The sequence below is a fragment of the Acinetobacter sp. Ver3 genome, assembly GCF_000632455.1.
In the GTDB taxonomy this organism is placed as follows: domain Bacteria; phylum Pseudomonadota; class Gammaproteobacteria; order Pseudomonadales; family Moraxellaceae; genus Acinetobacter.
In genome coordinates, this window is sequence record NZ_JFYL01000009.1 from 57,644 (window position 1) to 76,020 (window position 18,377).

General features: G+C 40.6%; 17 protein-coding genes. All 17 read right to left on the reverse strand.

The annotated features are described in order from the left end of the window. Positions 1–55: 55 nt before the first annotated feature. Positions 56–1,468, reverse strand: coding sequence for a ribosome biogenesis GTPase Der (gene der, locus CL42_RS04510; RefSeq protein ID WP_035265604.1), 1,413 nt, complete (start codon positions 1,466–1,468; stop codon positions 56–58). 170 nt (positions 1,469–1,638) lie between these two features. Next, positions 1,639–2,787: an outer membrane protein assembly factor BamB gene (bamB, locus tag CL42_RS04515; RefSeq protein ID WP_035265607.1), complete on the reverse strand. Its 1,149-nt coding sequence runs from the start codon at positions 2,785–2,787 to the stop codon at positions 1,639–1,641. Further along, on the reverse strand, positions 2,787–3,488 hold the full coding sequence (locus CL42_RS04520) for a YfgM family protein (RefSeq protein WP_035265609.1): 702 nt from the start codon (positions 3,486–3,488) through the stop codon (positions 2,787–2,789). Before CL42_RS04520 ends, bamB begins: the two co-directional genes overlap by 1 nt. Positions 3,489–3,517: 29 nt before the next feature. Beyond that, positions 3,518–4,813 (reverse strand): histidine--tRNA ligase, encoded by a 1,296-nt coding sequence (hisS, locus tag CL42_RS04525; protein ID WP_035265610.1) that lies wholly within the window; start codon positions 4,811–4,813, stop codon positions 3,518–3,520. Positions 4,814–4,816: 3 nt separating this feature from the next. After that, on the reverse strand, positions 4,817–5,938 hold the full coding sequence (gene ispG / locus CL42_RS04530; protein WP_035265611.1) for a flavodoxin-dependent (E)-4-hydroxy-3-methylbut-2-enyl-diphosphate synthase: 1,122 nt from the start codon (positions 5,936–5,938) through the stop codon (positions 4,817–4,819). Between the two features lie 18 nt (positions 5,939–5,956). Beyond that, positions 5,957–6,757, reverse strand: a complete 801-nt coding sequence (locus tag CL42_RS04535) for a helix-turn-helix domain-containing protein (RefSeq protein WP_035265612.1) — start codon at positions 6,755–6,757, stop codon at positions 5,957–5,959. Continuing rightward, positions 6,748–7,548, reverse strand: a complete 801-nt coding sequence (pilW, locus tag CL42_RS04540) for a type IV pilus biogenesis/stability protein PilW (protein WP_081403237.1) — start codon at positions 7,546–7,548, stop codon at positions 6,748–6,750. Before pilW ends, CL42_RS04535 begins: the two co-directional genes overlap by 10 nt. Positions 7,549–7,604: 56 nt before the next feature. Continuing rightward, positions 7,605–8,840 (reverse strand): 23S rRNA (adenine(2503)-C(2))-methyltransferase RlmN, encoded by a 1,236-nt coding sequence (rlmN, locus tag CL42_RS04545; RefSeq protein WP_035265621.1) that lies wholly within the window; start codon positions 8,838–8,840, stop codon positions 7,605–7,607. 122 nt (positions 8,841–8,962) lie between these two features. Beyond that, positions 8,963–9,394, reverse strand: coding sequence for a nucleoside-diphosphate kinase (gene ndk, locus CL42_RS04550; protein WP_035265623.1), 432 nt, complete (start codon positions 9,392–9,394; stop codon positions 8,963–8,965). Between the two features lie 109 nt (positions 9,395–9,503). Then, the gene (gene iscX / locus CL42_RS04555) at positions 9,504–9,704 is read right to left on the reverse strand and encodes a Fe-S cluster assembly protein IscX (RefSeq protein WP_035265625.1); all 201 of its coding nucleotides are present in this window, start codon (positions 9,702–9,704) and stop codon (positions 9,504–9,506) included. A 111-nt stretch (positions 9,705–9,815) separates the two neighbouring features. After that, a complete protein-coding gene (locus CL42_RS04560) occupies positions 9,816–10,367 on the reverse strand; it encodes a phosphatase PAP2 family protein (RefSeq protein ID WP_035265627.1) in 552 nt (183 codons plus the stop codon). A gap of 19 nt (positions 10,368–10,386) precedes the next feature. Further along, on the reverse strand, positions 10,387–11,658 hold the full coding sequence (locus CL42_RS04565; protein ID WP_035265629.1) for a glycosyltransferase family 4 protein: 1,272 nt from the start codon (positions 11,656–11,658) through the stop codon (positions 10,387–10,389). 155 nt (positions 11,659–11,813) lie between these two features. Then, positions 11,814–13,091: a glycosyltransferase family 4 protein gene (locus CL42_RS04570; protein ID WP_051586521.1), complete on the reverse strand. Its 1,278-nt coding sequence runs from the start codon at positions 13,089–13,091 to the stop codon at positions 11,814–11,816. Positions 13,092–13,200: 109 nt separating this feature from the next. Next, entirely contained in the window at positions 13,201–14,199 is a 999-nt protein-coding gene (locus CL42_RS04575) for a hypothetical protein (RefSeq protein WP_051586522.1), read from the reverse strand. Positions 14,200–14,621: 422 nt separating this feature from the next. Next, positions 14,622–15,638 carry a ketol-acid reductoisomerase gene (ilvC, locus tag CL42_RS04580; protein WP_035265630.1) on the reverse strand — a complete coding sequence of 339 codons (1,017 nt, stop codon included), beginning with the start codon at positions 15,636–15,638 and terminating at the stop codon, positions 14,622–14,624. Between the two features lie 104 nt (positions 15,639–15,742). Then, positions 15,743–16,234 (reverse strand): acetolactate synthase small subunit, encoded by a 492-nt coding sequence (gene ilvN / locus CL42_RS04585; RefSeq protein WP_035265631.1) that lies wholly within the window; start codon positions 16,232–16,234, stop codon positions 15,743–15,745. Beyond that, positions 16,231–17,958, reverse strand: a complete 1,728-nt coding sequence (locus tag CL42_RS04590; protein WP_035265632.1) for an acetolactate synthase 3 large subunit — start codon at positions 17,956–17,958, stop codon at positions 16,231–16,233. Before CL42_RS04590 ends, ilvN begins: the two co-directional genes overlap by 4 nt. Positions 17,959–18,377: the final 419 nt, after the last annotated feature.

Sequence of the window (18,377 nt, forward strand, 5' to 3'; positions counted from 1 at the left end):
GATAAAAAAAGCCCAAACTTCACATTTGGGCTTTCTGGACTAAATTTACAATTGATTAACCGCGTTTGAACTTCTTCTCGGCTTTCTTAAACTTCTGTACATAACGACGTTTACGTGCCGCAGTACGCTCGTCAATTTGAGATTTACGACCTTCAAATGGGTTCTCTGAAGTTTTAAATTCAATTTTTACAGGTGTACCCTCTAGTTTATACACTTTACGGAACACGTTTTCTAAGTAACGACGATAGTCAGCTGGGGTTTTATCAACTTTATTACCGTGAATCACAATCGTAGGCGGGTTTTGACCACCGATATGCGCATAACGCATTTTAATTGCACGGCCTTGAACTTTAGGTGGATGATGCGCGTCTGTTGCATCTTTTAAGATCTCAGTGATTTTCGCTGGAGATACTTTCAAACGTGAAGATTCATATGCACGGTGGATTGAAGGATAAAGCTCACCCACACCTGTACCATGCAAAGCAGAAATTAAATGGATTTTTGCCCATGGAATAAAGTCAAAACGACGCTCAACATCCAATTTACATTGTTTGCGATCATATTCTGACATATTGTCCCATTTATTGATCGCAATCACCATCGCACGACCAGCTTCAATCGCATATCCAATCAAATGCAAGTCTTGCTCAACAATACCTTCACGCGCATCAACAACAACAACGACAACGTTGGCATCTTTCATTGCTTGTAAAGTCTTTACGATTGAGAATTTCTCAATCATTTCATCCACTTTACCTTTACGACGAACACCGGCAGTGTCAATGAGCGTATATTTTCGACCATCACGCTCAAATGGGATGTAAATTGAGTCACGTGTAGTACCAGGCTGGTCAAAAGCAACGACACGTTCTTCACCTAACAGGCGATTAACTAATGTTGACTTACCTACGTTCGGACGACCGATAATCGCTAGACGAAGCCCAGTATCTTCATCACGCTGTTCACTTAGGTCATCTTCTGGCACATCTTCAAGCACTTCTTCGAGCATTTGTTGAACACCACGCCCATGGCTTGCAGCCACTTGCATCGGTTCACCCATACCCAACTTAAAAAACTCAACCAATGCTGCCTCTGCATGGACACCATCGACTTTGTTGGCAACTAAAAATACTTTTTTACCGAGTGTACGTAACTCACGCGCAATCTGTTCATCAGAAGCTAGAAGACCTGCACGCGCATCGACAACAAAGATAATCATATCTGCTTCATGAATCGCAGTTTTAGACTGCTCTGCCATGTAAGAGTCGATCCCACCTTCGTTTTCACCGATACCGCCAGTATCTACAACGATAAATGATTTATTTTGATAAACTGCATCACCATATTTACGGTCACGAGTAAGACCGGCAAAGTCTGCAACAAGCGCGTCACGACTTTTGGTAATCTGGTTAAACAGCGTTGATTTTCCGACGTTCGGACGACCAATGAGCGCAATAACGGGTTTCATAGATTAACCTTTAACAAGATCAGCCAACTCAATTGGCCTGAGCATCAGAAACTGTGGAAGAAGTTAGACGAATCATCTACTTAAAAATAAAAATGTCGGGGTCTGAAAATTCAACACCCCGAACTTAAAATATGTATTCAGCGACTAGTTTACCATAAGCAGAGAAAAAATTAACGATTCTGCCAAATTGTAAGTGCGCCTGTACGTGTCACTGAGTAAAGCTGATTGTTTACTACACGTAACGAACGTACTTCACCACGCGTTTTTTCACGACCAACAAGTTGACCATTTTTAGGATCTATAAGGTGGAGTACCCCCTCATAATCACCTACCACTAAATACTGACCTAACATTACGGGGTTGCTTAATTGACGGTTAAGCAATTGATCATTAGTCCATAACGGCTGACCCGTCACCAGATCAAACGATACAATTTTACCATCTGTTTGCGTGACGAAGACTTGGCGACCTGCAACTTCAGCACGATTAATACTGCTTGCATCTTCACTCCAAATCACACGTTGCGAAACTAGATCTAGTACAGTGACTTGGCCTTGATAGCTAGTGGTTACAACCAATTGTCCTGCAACGATTGGATCTGCATCCACATCAACTAAACGCTGTATATCAGAACGACCATCGCTGACTGCCACACGTCTTTGCATACGCAAAGTTCCAGTGAGACTATCAATTGCGTACACGTATGCATTTGACGAGGCCACTAACACTGTTCGTGGGTCTAAGCGCACAGGTGAAGCTTGACCGCGTAAGCTCAATTGTTCGTTTGGCATACGATAGGTCCACACTTGTTGACCTGTTTTTTCATCCAGACCAAACACCGTACCGTCATTTGCAACAACGATCACTCGACCAGTCTGAATAAGCGCCGCACTCAAAATTGCACCACTTAATTGCGCCGTCCAACGGATATCACCCGTTTTTTGATCGAGAGCAAACAGTTGACCTTTCTTGTTGCCGACGATCACTAACCCATTGGCCGCTTCAACACCTGAACTTAAACCAAGCTTGGTAACTTGTTTTTCCCAGACACGCTGCTTACCTTGATATGCAGAAACCTGTCCCTTAGGATCTAAAAAGTATAAAAAACCTTGGTCATTCGCCATTCTCAAACGCAATGGATCAGCAGTATCCGTCGCTGAAACGTTATGTGAAAAAATAGGTGCTAAGCTCACCGATTGCTGAATTTTAGGCAACGGATTAGGTTTCACCTTTTCTTCTTTCACCGTATTGCTTGTACACGCCATTAGTGCACACGACAATGTCGCTAGAACAAAAGAAATTTTATACTTTCTATCCATTAAGACTCATCCGTTTGTATATCTAAAATTGGGCGCTCAATTTCAGGATCTTCTACTAATATGCCAACACTTTCGAGTTTAATTTGTAAGATTTGGCGTTCTTGTTTAGTTGCAATTAAGTTATCCCACGCGCTCTGATAAGCTTTTTTCGCATTTTCAATATCATTCTTAGCAATATAAATATCGCCACGTGCTTCATCTACAGTTGTTTTGAAAGCGGGCAAAGTCAAACCAGACAATGTTTTTAAAGCTTCATCATATTTTTTTTGTGCCAGTTGAGCATCTGCTAAACGAAGCTTAATGATGTGTTGTAAACCTTCATCTTTGATTTGAGCATTTTCAATTTTTTTCAATTCACGTTCAGCTTTGGCATAATTCTCTTGGTCATAAGCCAATTTTGCCATTACAAATTGCGTTTGAACCGCATGAATCGAATCAGGATTTTCTTTTACAATTTTTTCTGCAGTTCCATCCAAAGCAGTCGCTACTTTAGGATCAGTTGTTGCAGCTTTCGCTTCATCAACTAAGAGCTGTACTTTAGCAGTCTGTATTTGATCTTCTGCTACGTTTTTCTTCTTCCAATATTCCCATCCGAAAAAGGCGATCAGGGCAAGAAGAATCAGCGTAATCAACGCCGATCCATATTTCTTAAAAAACGACTTTGCTGTATGCAGTTGTTCTTCGTCAGTCATTGCGCTCATATGATCGCCCTTTCCTTATGTTCTTAAATTTATTTTGAAGATAGTTTATCAATGATGAACGGCACAATGTCATTGACCGCTACTTGTGTCTGCTCTGCTGTAGCCAACTCTTTGACTGAAAGTTGTTGCACCTCAGCTTCACGCTCACCAAAGATTAAGGCATAAATTGCACCAGACTGATCCGCTTTTTTCATTTGACTTTTCATCGAGCCTTGAGAGCCAACTTTCAGACGCACTGAACTACTTGCAGCTTCAAGTTGATCTCGAATTTGCTCAGCCAAAACTAAAGCTTTACCTTGCGTCGCAGGATCTGCAAGTAAAAATACTTCACAATCACGTACTGGTATATTGTCTTCTACTTGTTCTAAAAGAAGCAATAAACGCTCAATACCCATTGCAAAACCAACCGCAGGAACCGATTGATCTGGTTTACCTTTTAACTGACCCACTAAACCATCATAACGACCACCAGCGCAAACCGTACCCTGTGAACCCAGATGTGTCGTCGTCCATTCAAATACAGTTTTATTATAGTAATCCAAGCCACGAACCAACTTTTGGTTAATGACAAATGAAATACCTGCATCGGTTAGATATTGCTGTAATTGTTGGAAATGTGCCAGCGTCTCTTCACCCATAAAGTCATGAAGTTTAGGCGCATTTTCTAAAATGCTTTGAGTTTTTGCATCTTTAGAGTCCAAAATACGCAGTGGATTCGTCGTTAAACGACGCTGCGAATCTTCATCTAAATCTGACTTATGTGATTCTAAAAACTCAACCAAGGCTGCGCGATAAGCTGCACGCTCATCTGACTCACCTAAAGTATTGAGCTCTAATTGAACTTTGTCCGCAACACCCATCCGTTTCCACAGACGCGCAGTCATCAAAATCAGTTCAGCATCTTGATCAGGAGTTGCAACACCAAACGTTTCCACACCAAATTGATGAAATTGACGGTAACGACCTTTTTGCGGTTTTTCATAACGGAACATCGGTCCAATATACCAAACACGCGGTGTCGCACCACGAAGCAAATTATGTTCGAGCATAGCACGTACACAACCCGCAGTACCTTCAGGACGTAAGGTCAAAGACTCAGGAGGATTACCTTTATCTAAGAACGTATACATCTCTTTTTCAACGATATCCGTTGCATCACCAATAGAACGCTTGAACAAGTTTGTCTGTTCAACCATCGGCAAACGAATTTGTTGATAGCCATAGGCATCCATCAAACCAGACAGATGCTGTTCAAGACGTCTCCAAGCTGGGGTTTGCGTTGGGAGAATGTCATTAAAACCTTTGATTGCGACGATTGAACTCATGATCTACTCAGAAAAACCTGTGCGAATAATCTCTTTTGATTTAGCTTTTTCAAGCTCGTTAACACGTTGACGAACCATATTTTCGATTTCGTCAACTAATTGATTTGTGTCAATTAAATGACTCTTTTCACCATTACGATACACTAGTGAACGTGGACTTGCACCCACTACACCAATATCAGCTTCTTTAGCTTCACCAGGACCGTTGACTTTACATCCGATGACAGAAACATCCATTGGAGTACGTACATCTTCCAAACGCTCTTCAAGCATTTGCATCACTTTGATGACATTAAATTCTTGACGTGAACAACTTGGGCAAGCAATAAAGTTAATACCATTTGAACGTAAGCCCAAAGATTTAAGAATATCAAAACCAATTTTGATTTCTTCCTCAGGTTCCGCTGCTAATGAAATTCGCATGGTGTCGCCAATGCCTTCCATTAACAATCCGCCCAGTGCAATTGCCGACTTCACAGAACCAGTACGGTAAATTCCAGCTTCAGTCACTCCTAAATGTAACGGGTTGTCAATTTGTTTTGACAACAAGCGATAAGCATCCATCGTCAAAAAGACATTCGATGCTTTCACTGACACTTTAAACTCTTGGAAATCCAAACGATCTAAAATATCAATATGACGCATTGCTGACTCAAGCAAAGCTTGACCTGTTGGCTCCCCATATTTCTTTTGAATATCTTTTTCGAGAGAGCCTGCATTGACACCAATTCGCATTGAAATATCGTTGTGACGAGCCGCAGCAACCACTTCGCGAATTTTTGCTTCTGAACCGATATTCCCCGGGTTAATACGCAGACAATCTGCACCCAAATCTGCAACAGCCAAAGCAATTTTATAGTCAAAATGGATATCGGCAACGAGTGGAACTTGCACTTGTTTACGGATTTCTCCAAAAGCAGCGGCGGCTTCCATACTCGGTACAGACACACGCATAATATCTGCGCCAGCATCCACACAACGTTGAATTTGTGCAACTGTTGCTGCTACATCACACGTTTCAGTATTGGTCATGCTTTGAATACTGATTGGCGCATCGCCACCCACATACACAGAACCTACGCGAATTTTACGTGTTGGTTTGCGTCGAATCGGATTCTCGATCATCGTTTTACCTTTAACCCATTAACGTGATAAACGGAATTCAGCTTTTCCGTTTACGGTATATGGTGACAATGAAATATTTTCATTATTTAAACTTAATGAAACGGCTTGAGCATCATCTAATCGAATTTGGAATGGAGACTGTCCATTCAAACTAATCGCAGTTGATTGGCGTCCAGTTGCTAAAACTTTACCCGTACTGTCCACAATGTGTACTGATGTAGGGCGGCTAAAACTGAGATTCATCGTATCGCCTGATACTGCTTCAGTTGTGCCTGTACCATTGTTTAAGGTCAGAATTTGGACATTGTTGGATTGATTCGTATCAGTATTTGACGAATCGCCTTTAGCCGCCCATTTTTGGATTGCGGAGATTAATAGCCAAGCCACGCCCAAAATAATTAACGCAATCACGATGCGTTTAATCCACTTGCGATTACGTACACTTTTCGAGCCAGGAAGTTTCCCCATAATTTTAATTGGAGAATTGTTCAAAGCATGATTTGGCAGTAAACCTGTATCATTTTGATAGATTTCATCAAAACGTTGAATTAAAGCAGAGGCATCAACTTTGAGATACTTCGCATACGAACGATAATATCCCTTAATGAAAGTCGCTTCTGGCAACGATTTGTATTCGTCTTGCTCTAACGCTTCAAGCGTTTTTACTGGCATTTTTAAATCACCAGCAACTTTGACCAGATCACGTTGTTGAGATATACGGATTTGACGCAAATACTCGCCAGGGCGTTGAATATTTCCTAAAGCATTAGGTGCTACGTTTGAACCAGTAGGTTGCTGTGAATTAGGATTTACTTCCATACGGCCTCAGTATTGAACTGTAATTGCAAATAACGTTGAAATTCTTGACTATTTGGAAATAAAGTACGCAACTGATTCACCAGCACATACATTCCCGTTCTATCACCATTGGCACGTGCGATACGTAAACCAATCCAGAGTGCTCGCGCACCTTGATTTTGCTGGCCAACTTTGAGTACAAATTGCTCATATAGCTGACGCGCGGCAATATTATTCTTTTGCAGATAAAATATCTCTGCTAACTCTATCATTGAAACAGTGGAGTCACGATTGACTTGCAGTGCTTGTTTGAACGTTTTTTCAGCATTCGGTATATCCCCTTGAATCAGATAAATCCGTCCAAGGTTTTCTAATGCACGATGACGTTGGTCATATCCAAGCGTTGCGCCTGCAATTGAAAGCTGTTTAACAGCATCATTATATCGCTTCACTTGATACAAATACGTACCATAGTTGTTACGTGCTTGCGCATTTTTAGGATCAATTGATATCGCACGAGAAAAATAATGATCTGCACGTTGCATGTTGATGTCACTTCCTTCTTGCTGAAGCAACACCCCCATCATCATATTTGCAGTTGAATCGCGCGAATTAACCTCTAATGCCTGATCAAGCACACGTTTGGCAGCATCTAAATTCCCATTCCGAATATATTCAGCCGCCATTTGGGTACGAACTTTCACTGATTTCTCAGGATCCTTTTTGCTCGTATCGCCACTGGTAGTTTGGCATCCAAAGAAAAGCAATCCAGATAAAGCGACTGTCATCGTCATGACTATTTTTTTATACATCGGCTTGCTCAAATGACGCCTCCCTCTTTTTAATCATTCACATCTAAATGATACAACTAGCCTTGTGAACGCATAATTTCATTACGTTCTAGCACTTTTTTCTTCCATTGTTCTGCACGACGAGTACGGTCAGCCACTTGACCTACCAATTGACCACAAGCTGCGTCAATATCATCCCCACGTGTCTGACGAATCGTACACACAAAACCAGCATCAGACAAAGTTTTTTGGAAAGAAATGATGCGATTTCGGCTCGAACGCCCGTATGGTGCATGTGGGAATGGATTAAATGGAATCAAGTTAATTTTACTTGGTAAATTTTTCAACAACTTAATCATCTGCTGTGCATGTTCAGGATGATCGTTGACCCCGTCTAACATGACATACTCAATTGTGACATGCTTACGTGCACTTTCATTACCATCTTTAGTGATGTAACGCTGACACGCTGCAATGAGTTGCTCTAACGGATATTTTTTATTAATTGGTACTAATTCGTTACGTAACTCATCATTGGTTGCATGTAATGAAATTGCAAGCGCAACATCAATGTCTTGAGCCAATTGATCTATCTTCGGCACAACCCCTGACGTTGACAATGTGACACGGCGTTTAGACATTCCATAGGCGAAATCATCAAGCATGATACGCATTGAGTTAAGCACAGCATCATAGTTCAATAATGGTTCGCCCATACCCATCATTACCACGTTGGTCACAGAACGCTCACGTTCAGCAACAGGCACATCTTCCATATAGGAATAGTTCGCCATCCACAACTGACCAATAATTTCAGCCTGTGTTAAATCGCGTTGGAAACCTTGTTTTCCGGTTGAACAGAACGAACAGTCCAAAGCGCAACCGACTTGTGATGAAATACATAAGGTTTTACGCGAACCCGTTTTATCCTCAGCAGGAATCAGTACTGTTTCAACCAAAGAACCCGCACCATCACCTACACGGAATACCCACTTACGTGTTCCATCTTTAGAATAGTTTTTATGCACGACTTCTGGTGCTTTAATTTCACAAATCTTTTCAAGTTTTTCACGTAATTTCCCTGAAATATTGGTCATTTCAGCAAAATCAGTAACGAAGAACTGATGAATCCATTTCATCACCTGACCCGCCCGGAACTTTTTCTCCCCCATATCCTCAAAGAATTTTTCCATTTGCGGACGTGACAGGCCAAGTAAATTCACTTTCTGTACAGTATCAGCCTGCTGTACTTGAACAGTAGTGGGCTGTTGTTCATCTAAATTGACGGATGAAGCGACAACTTCAGAATTCATGAGTATTACCTAAACCATAATGTGGGATAAAAGAACATGCTTAATTTTCAAGCAATAAAATCTTTCAGAAATAAAAAAACCAGATAAGCAGTATAGCACTTATCTGGTTTGAATACTGCGAATTAACGAGTACGTGGAGCGATCTCAGTTTGAGCGAAGAAGTAGTTAACTTCACGATCAGCAGATGCTACAGAGTCAGAACCGTGAGCAGCATTTTCGTCGATGCTTACAGCGAAGTCAGCGCGGATTGTACCTGGAGCAGCTTCTTTAGGGTTAGTAGCGCCAAGGATGTCACGGTGAGCGAGAACTGCGTTTTCACCTTCAAGAACTGATACAACAACTGGACCAGAAGTCATGAACGCAACGAGGTCAGCAAAGAAACCACGTTCTTTGTGCTCAGCATAGAAGCCTTCAGCTTCAGCTTGAGTTAAATGTTTCATTTTAGTCGCAACGATTTTAAGACCAGCTTTTTCGAAACGAGCAAAGATGTCACCGATGTGGTTTTTAGCAACTGCATCTGGTTTAACGATAGATAAAGTACGTTCAATAGCCATGATTGGCTCCTTTAGTCAAATTGACATGAAAATTTTGGCGCATTATACCGAATAATGCGCGATTATCTGCTTTTCGCGTGTAAAAAAATGGTTTTTTTCGATCGATGAATTATCGAGCTTCGTCAATCCAAGCCATTTGAATTGCTTCTAACAATCCTTCTGTTGATTTGTTTGGATCATCTTCGAACTCTGGAAGCGCACAAACCCATGCATGAAGATCAGTAAAACGGATCCATTGTGGATCTACATCTGGATGGGCTTCATACAGTTCAATTGCGATATCAAGGGTGTCTGTCCAACGTAAACCCATACTTATTCCTAAATCATCTTTGGTGAATTCATGGCTTAATTTTAGCAAAAAGCAAATCAAGACGTACAATTATATTGCTTTTGTACGCCTTATCATGCAATCAACTTACCCTCACAATATGATATTCAATGCTGGAGCAGCTAAGATAATACCACTCGCAACCGTCGCCCCAATTAAGGCTCCAACTAAAACATCAGTTGGGTAATGCAATCCCAATACCATGCGCGACAACGCAACCAAAATGGTAAATGGCATCATCATCACCAGCAAGACAGGCTCTACATAACCCAATACGATTGTTGCCATTACTGCATGCAATGTATGACCAGAAGGAAAACTAAAATGATCTAGTGGTCTTTCGCCAATATGAATAACTTGGTGAACTTGGTATGGTCGTGGACGTACTGTTTTTGTTTTTAAAATTTTATAAATCAGCGTACCTAACGAAGCAGCAACAACAATATATAAAATTTGAATAGTGTATTGCGGTCCTTGCAGTAGCCACACCAACGCCACCATCATGTACCAAAAAACTCCATCTCCGAGCCGACTAATAATTTTAAATATGAGTGCAATACTTTGTGTATGCGATAGATTATTGAAATAGAGACATCCTCTTAGATCAAGATCAAGTATTTTTATTTTGGTATTTTTAAAATTCATTTCACTCTACTCCTATCGTTCAAGCCATGAGCGTTTTCTGCTGCACGACACGATAAAATGCATGTTCGAGTTGTTGAACTGGATGTTGCCATCCGACTTGTTGTACTTTTTTCATTGCTTGCATCCCCATTGCATGCAAGCGTTTGTTTTGGGGCAGATTAACAATATATTGAATCAAGGTTGCAGGCTCACCCAAAGGTGCTAACCATGCTGTTTCCGCATCTAAATACTGCTTAGCACAAGCATAATCATAAGCAACGACAGGCAATGCACTCGCCATCGCTTCAAGCACGACATTGCCAAATGTCTCTACTTGACTGGCAAAAACAAATACATCTGCGCTTGCAAAAGATTCAGCAAGATTTGTACCACTTAAGCTTCCAGTAAAGATGATATCGGTATGTTTGCTTTGACGAACCAAACGCGAATAATCGGGCCCATCCCCCACGATGACCAACTTAAATCTGCGCGTTGTTTGTGTTTTAAGTTTTAAATAGGCATCAATTAACACCTGAATTTCTTTTTCAGGTGAAACACGACCAACATAAAGTAGCACAGTTGTATTTTCACAAGCATCCCATTGTCGTCTGAGTTGCACACTTCGAAAAGTAGGTGAAAACTTTTCAACATCCACCCCAGTTTTAATCACTTCAACTTGACATGTAACACCAAAGTTACGTATCGCATCAGCCGAGTCCTGACTTGGCACACAGGTCAATTGCGTATTGTTATGAAACCATTTGAGATAGTGCTGAATCGGCTTGACCATAAAAGCAAGATCATAAAACCGACTAAAGTCATGAAAAGCAGAATGAAAACCACTACTCACAGGAATCTTTTTGTTTTTTGAGAGCTGAAGTACCGCTAAACCTAATGGTCCTTCCGTCACGATATGCACCAAATCTGGTTGAAATTCATCAAATGCTTTAGCCACTTTGCCATACTGTGGCCAGCCAAATTGCATATGGGCATACTTCGGAATGGTTTGACCATTCACCAAACACTCACGGTTCGGTGAAAATTCCGAACATATTTGTTTTTGTGAAGGTCGTACCAATAGAATTTTGTGACCAAGTTTCTGTAGACCTTTGCAAATCTGTAGTAAAGACAATGAAACACCATTCAGTTCTGGCGGCCATGTCTCCGTAACGACAGCTATTTTTAATCTAGATCGCCCCAATTGCTCAAGCACCGATACATCCCGATCGGAGTTTTGATTTTTAAATTTTAGCCTCTGGTGATCATATTGCGTTGTCGATCTAGGCAATACAGTGTCCATGATTCCCATCATCACACCTCTTTTGTATTTTTTTCATACTTTTACTTTAGAGATGGATCATTTCATTATGATGATGATTTCATTAAATACTTGTCATAATTAGAATAGATGACTGATTCACCGACCACCCTCAAACACGCGACAAGAAACTACGAATTCAGAATAATTTAGTGAAATAAAGTACGATGCGCAGCAAAAAATAATGCTTGCTCAAAATCAATAACAGGTTTCAACCATCCTGTTGCAGCAACTGCAAGATGCGCTTTCTCACCTATTATTTTTAAATCGGGTTGATTCAATGTTGCTGTCATTGCTCGTTCGAACATTTCTACATCACCGAGAGGGATCAACCATCCCGTTTCATCATTCACAACATGCAGTTTGGCACATGCATAATCATAAGCCACCACTGGCAAGCCACTTGCTAATGCTTCAAGCGCGACATTTCCAAAGGTTTCAACTTGACTTGGAAAGATAAACACATCTGCACTGGCATATGCACTAGCCAAGTCTTCGCCAGTCAAACTTCCCAAAAAAATAATATCGGGATGATGACCCGCAAGAGCTGCAAGTCTTACTCGATCTGGTCCATCTCCGACAATGACCAATTTAGTATAATGTTCGACCTCACCTTTTATTTTCACAAAAGTCCGAATAATCAGGTCTACTTCCTTTTCAGGTGACAACCGACCAACGGAAATCAGTACTCGTGTATGCTCATTTGCGGCCCATTGTTCTCTGAGCAACTGCGATCTTTTATTCGGATTAAACAATTGGGTATCAACACCTCTCCCCACCACCCTTAACTCACCGCTTACTCCCATTTGTTTTAAAGCATGCTGTGTATCTAAACTTGGCACACAAGTCACGTCTGTCTTATTGTGAAACCATGTTAAATACTTTGAGATAGGTTTAACGAGAAAAGGAAACTCAAAGTATCGACTAAACTCTTGAAAAGCAGAGTGAAAACCACTTGAAACAGGAATATTCTGAGATTTAGCCACCATTAGACTCGCAAATCCCAATGGTCCTTCTGTCACAATATGCACAACATTTGGCTGAAATACCTCAACTGCTTTTGAGATTTTAGAAAACTGTGGCCAACCAAACTGTAAGGTGGGATATTTCGGAATCGCCTGAGCATGCACCCAACACTCTGCATCAGGTTTAAACCGTTTACATTTCACTTTGGGTTGAGGACGTATCAACAAAATTTGATGACCTCGCTTCTGCAAACCCAGACATAAATTCATCAGTGAGTTTGCAACACCATTAATCTCTGGTGACCATGTCTCAGTCACAATGGCAATTTTTAATTGAGGATGTCGTTTATGCTGATCAGCATCAGGAAGAAGAATAAAATCCTCAAATGACGTATTTTTTTTGATGTTCAATAATTCAAATAATTTTTTTTGTTGTGTTGCTTGTAAATTTAGGAGTGCCATCATCACACCTTTTATTAATGTTATCCCTAAAATTTAAAAGAACATAATGTCAATATGATGATGGTTTCATGACAGCCTTGTCATAAGGCTCATTCAGATTTTCACATTTTTAAGGCTCTTGCTCTTGAACACGATCTACATCACTGCCTAGCTCATTCTCTTGCTCTTGACCAGAGTTAACTGGTGGTTCTTCAATCCGTTTTTCCAAGTTTTCTCCTTGAAGTGCTACAGAGGATTCTGATGATGTCCGATCTTCTAATTGTTTAGTTTCTTGTTCAGCATTAACTGCTACTGGTTTCAAACTGCCTTCAACAATTGTATAAACCTGTCCATTAGAAAAATCGATGTGTTGTTTATCACCATGTAACAGTGGAAATCCAACGATTTGCTCGTACTGCTCTGCACGGTTAAATTTTTGTTGAATAGAATCATAAATCCAGTAAATAAAACGACGATCTTGAAGCGTTTTATCCTCTGACAGATCAGAGAGCACTACATCATAGTAACCATCAAAATTCACATCCATATAACCAATACTATTGGGAAACGCTTGAAAGCCTTGAAGTATTTGCATGCTTTTTTGATTGGCTTTATCAAACACCTCGATACGTGTCATAAATCGTTTGAAAGGATAGTTAGCTTTAGATATGCCATAGAAATTAAAACTCACATCAGACATATTTTTTACTTTAAAAGCAGGCTCGAATTTCTTTATTCGAATCACACCCGCATGATTGACCAATGTAGATTTAAATACATTCGTTTTATAGTTAAGCTGTCCTTTCAACTCTTGAATTGCATTTGAATCATCACTCGGTTGTTCTGCTTTAAAAAGAACTTGATCGCCTTTTTGCTCCCCTTTTAATTGGATAGTGACGTTGTCTTTGAAGGAAGTAAGCGTTGCATTTGGATGAAGCACATCCATATAAAGACTCAAAAAATATTCGTTGTCTGTTGACCTCAATAACCGCTGCATTGATATGCGAACATTATCTAAGACAAGCTCAGCATCACTATTTGACGTTTTTTGCTCAATATCAGTTGTTTCTTGCGCCCATCCACAGATTGGCAAGATCACCAATAAGTAACATACAAACGTTAATTTCATTCCCAACCTCAATCCTTGAGTTATTAAGTATTTTTGTTAGATACTAATTATTGTGTTTAGCAAAGCCTCTATCGACTGCAACTCAATCTACCTGTCATTGAGTTACTTTTTAATGACTATTTTTATCATGCCTGTCGTCTTTTTTTTCAATGCATTACAAAAAGACAAGTCTCAGGATTCAAGGTTCCTAAAATAGTGGTAACCTATTATCAATAATCCAAGGTATGAACGAGTACAAAACACTGTTTTTTTTACGAAGTGCAAGGAAGCAGTGCCATACTTTGAATAAAATACAAGAAATGAAAAACACTGCCTTACCTTGAGGCACACAATTTTAATTAATAATCTGATCCATTTTTTAAGACAAAAAAGCCCACTCATTTTGAGTGGGCTTTCGCATTCAAATCAGATGATTCGAGAAATTAGTTTTTCTCTTTATCAACGATTTTGTTTGCTTGAATCCAAGGCATCATCGCACGCAATTTAGCACCAGTTACTTCGATACCGTGAGCAGCGTTTTGACGACGACGAGCAGTCATAGATGGGTAGTTCAACGCACCTTCTTGGATGAACATCTTCGCATATTCACCAGATTGAATACGTTTAAGCGCATTACGCATCGCTTCACGAGACTGTTCGTTGATTACTTCGACACCAGTAACATATTCACCGTACTCAGCATTGTTAGATACAGAGTAGTTCATGTCCGCGATACCGCCTTCGAACATTAAGTCAACGATCAATTTAAGTTCGTGTAGACATTCGAAGTAAGCCATTTCTGGCGCATAACCAGCTTCAACAAGAGTTTCGAAGCCCATTTTAACAAGTTCAACAGCACCACCACAAAGAACTGCTTGCTCACCGAAAAGGTCAGTTTCAGTTTCTTCACGGAATGAAGTTTCGATAATACCTGTACGACCGCCACCAACACCTGAAGCGTAAGAAAGCGCAAGGTTACGTGCATTACCAGAAGCATCTTGGTGAATCGCGATAAGATCAGGAACACCTGAACCACGTTGGTATTCAGAACGTACAGTGTGACCAGGTGCTTTTGGAGCAACCATGATTACGTCTAAGTCAGCACGTGGAACAACTTGGTTATAAAGAACAGAGAAACCATGAGCAAATGCAAGAGTAGCACCTTGCTTGATGTTTGGCTCAATTACATCACGGTAAAGTTGAGCTTGGAATTCATCTGGAGTCAAGATCATTACTACGTCAGCTTGAGCTACAGCAGCAGGAACTTCAGCAACTTTAAGACCAGAATTTTCAGCTTTTTTCCAAGAAGCAGAACCAGCACGTAAACCAACAGTTACGTCAACGCCAGAATCTTTAAGGTTAAGCGCGTGAGCGTGACCTTGTGAACCGTAACCAATGATTGCTACTTTCTTAGATTGGATGATAGATAAGTCGCAGTCTTTATCATAAAAAATTTGCATTGCTGTCTCCGCTAAAATGCTTTGGCTTCCGTTTGATTAGCGAATGTTAATGTGGTTCGCCAACGCCCTCCTCTCGGAGGAGGGAAGAATTTGTTAATAAAAAATTAGATTGTTAAAACTTTTTCGCCACGTGCGATACCAGACACACCTGAACGTACAACTTCAAGAATGGTATTCTCTGCCAAAGCATCAATAAAACCATCAATTTTCTCAGTTGTACCCGCGATTTGAATCGTGTAAGTCGTTGGTGTTACATCCACGATTTGTCCGCGGAAGATATCTGCTGTGCGTTTAATTTCAGCACGCGCAGAACCCAAAGCTTTTACTTTGATTAACATCAATTCACGTTCAATGTGTGAACCTTCAGAAAGGTCAACCACTTTAACCACTTCAACAAGTTTGTTGAGTTGTTTTGTGATTTGCTCAATCTTGTGATCATCACCATAAGTCGTCAATGTCAAACGAGACATTGTTGGGTCTTCTGTTGGCGCAACGTTCAAAGTTTCAATGTTATAACCACGTTGTGAGAACAAACCCACTAAACGTGAAAGCGCGCCAGATTCGTTCTCAATGAGAACAGAGATGATATGTCTCATGCTGTGCGCTCCCCTTTAGATAACCACATATCTGTCATAGATTGACCCGCGATTAACATCGGATAAACATGCTCAGTACGGTCAACCATCACGTTGATGAATACACATTTATCATTAATCGCCATTGCTTCTGCAAGCTTCGATTCAAGCTCATCGGCATGATCAATTTGAATACCTACATGTCCGTAAGCTTCCATCAACTTCGCAAAGTCAGGCAATGACTCAACATATGAACTTGAGTGACGACCTTCATAATTCATATCTTGCCATTGTTTCACCATACCTAAAGCACGGTTGTTTAAGCACAAGATTTTAACATTTAGGCCATATTGCTTACATGTTGAAAGCTCTTGGATACACATCTGAATGGATGCTTCACCTGTAATACAAACAACTTGTTGGTCAGGGAATGCAAGCTTAGCCGCCATCGCATATGGAAGACCAACACCCATCGTGCCTAAGCCACCTGAGTTAATCCATTGACGTGGACGTGTGTATTTGTAATACAACGCACCAAACATCTGATGTTGACCAACGTCAGAAGTGATGATTGCTTGGCTGTTCGTTACTTTATCTAAAGCTTGAACAACTTGTTGAGGTTTCATCGTACCGTCAGTTGGTTTTTCATATTTCAAACCATGAACCTGACGCCACTCATTGATTTGTTTCCACCAATCCGCAATAGCTTCAGGGTTCGGCTTAGAAATATTCAGCTGTTTTAATTGCGCTAACATTTCTTGAAGAACTGGCTCTACAGCACCCACGATTGGGATATGCGCCATGATTGTTTTTGAAATCGTCGCAGGATCGATATCAATGTGAATCACTTTCGCATTTGGACAGAATTTTGCAGGATTATTGGTTACACGGTCATCGAAACGCGCACCAACACATAGAATCACATCAGCGTGACCCATGGTCATGTTCGCTTCATATGTCCCATGCATACCCAACATACCAATAAATTGAGGATCATTACCAGGGAATGCACCTAGCCCCATCAATGTGTTGGTTACTGGATAACCCAATAGATGTGCTAATTCAGTCAATAAATGTGATGCATTGCCTTGAACAACACCACCGCCCGTATAAATAATAGGACGTTTAGCATTGATCAATTCATCAATAGCTTTGCGGATCTGACCAGTATGACCACGATGTGGCGGCTGGTAAGAGCGCATTTTTACTTTTTCAGGATATTCGTATGCAAATTTTTCAGCAGGGTTTGTTGCATCTTTTGGAATATCAACAACCACAGGACCTGGACGACCTGATGACGCGATATAGAAAGCTTTTTTAATAACCGCTGGAATTTCACTCGCATGACGCACTTGGAAACTGTGTTTCACGATTGGACGAGAAATACCAACCATATCCGTTTCTTGGAATGCATCTTCACCAATCAAATGGCTTGCAACCTGACCAGACAAAATCACCATTGGGATTGAGTCCATGTAAGCTGTCGCGATTGGTGTCACAGTGTTAGTCGCACCTGGACCCGAGGTCACCAGTACAACACCTGTCTTACCTGTTACGCGCGAGTATGCATCTGCCATATGACCAGCAGCTTGCTCATGACGCACGAGGTAATGATTAATTTTGTCTTGTTTGAATAGCGCGTCGTAAATGTGTAAAACTGCGCCGCCTGGATATCCAAAAACATGTTCAACGCCTTCGTCCGCCAATGCGCGAACAAGCATTTCACCACCAGATAAAAGTTCCAACGTATTCACCCTAATCTTATTTCCACGACGGTTATGGGAGACATAAGTCGTGTTTCATTCATTCGTTTGTATGCACTGTTATAGCACACATATTTCATCGTTTTTGCTGCAATAATAAAATTTTTCGATCACAACCGTTTGAGTTGCGACTGCATATTCAACATGTTGGGATAAACATATTTCTGCTATTTCATTGTCTCGGCTTAGAGACAACGTTATTGCAAGCTATGATATTTATTCGAAGGGTGATCGAACAAAACATATAAAACTAGAGCAGCATTTTTAGTTTTTTCACGACCAAAGTCAAGGTTTGCCGAAACCTTTTTATTGTTTATTTACCAACCGATTATTTTTCAAACGATAACTTTTGGTTGGATGATTTATAAAAAAAATTTCAAAGACTTATTTTTAATATTTAT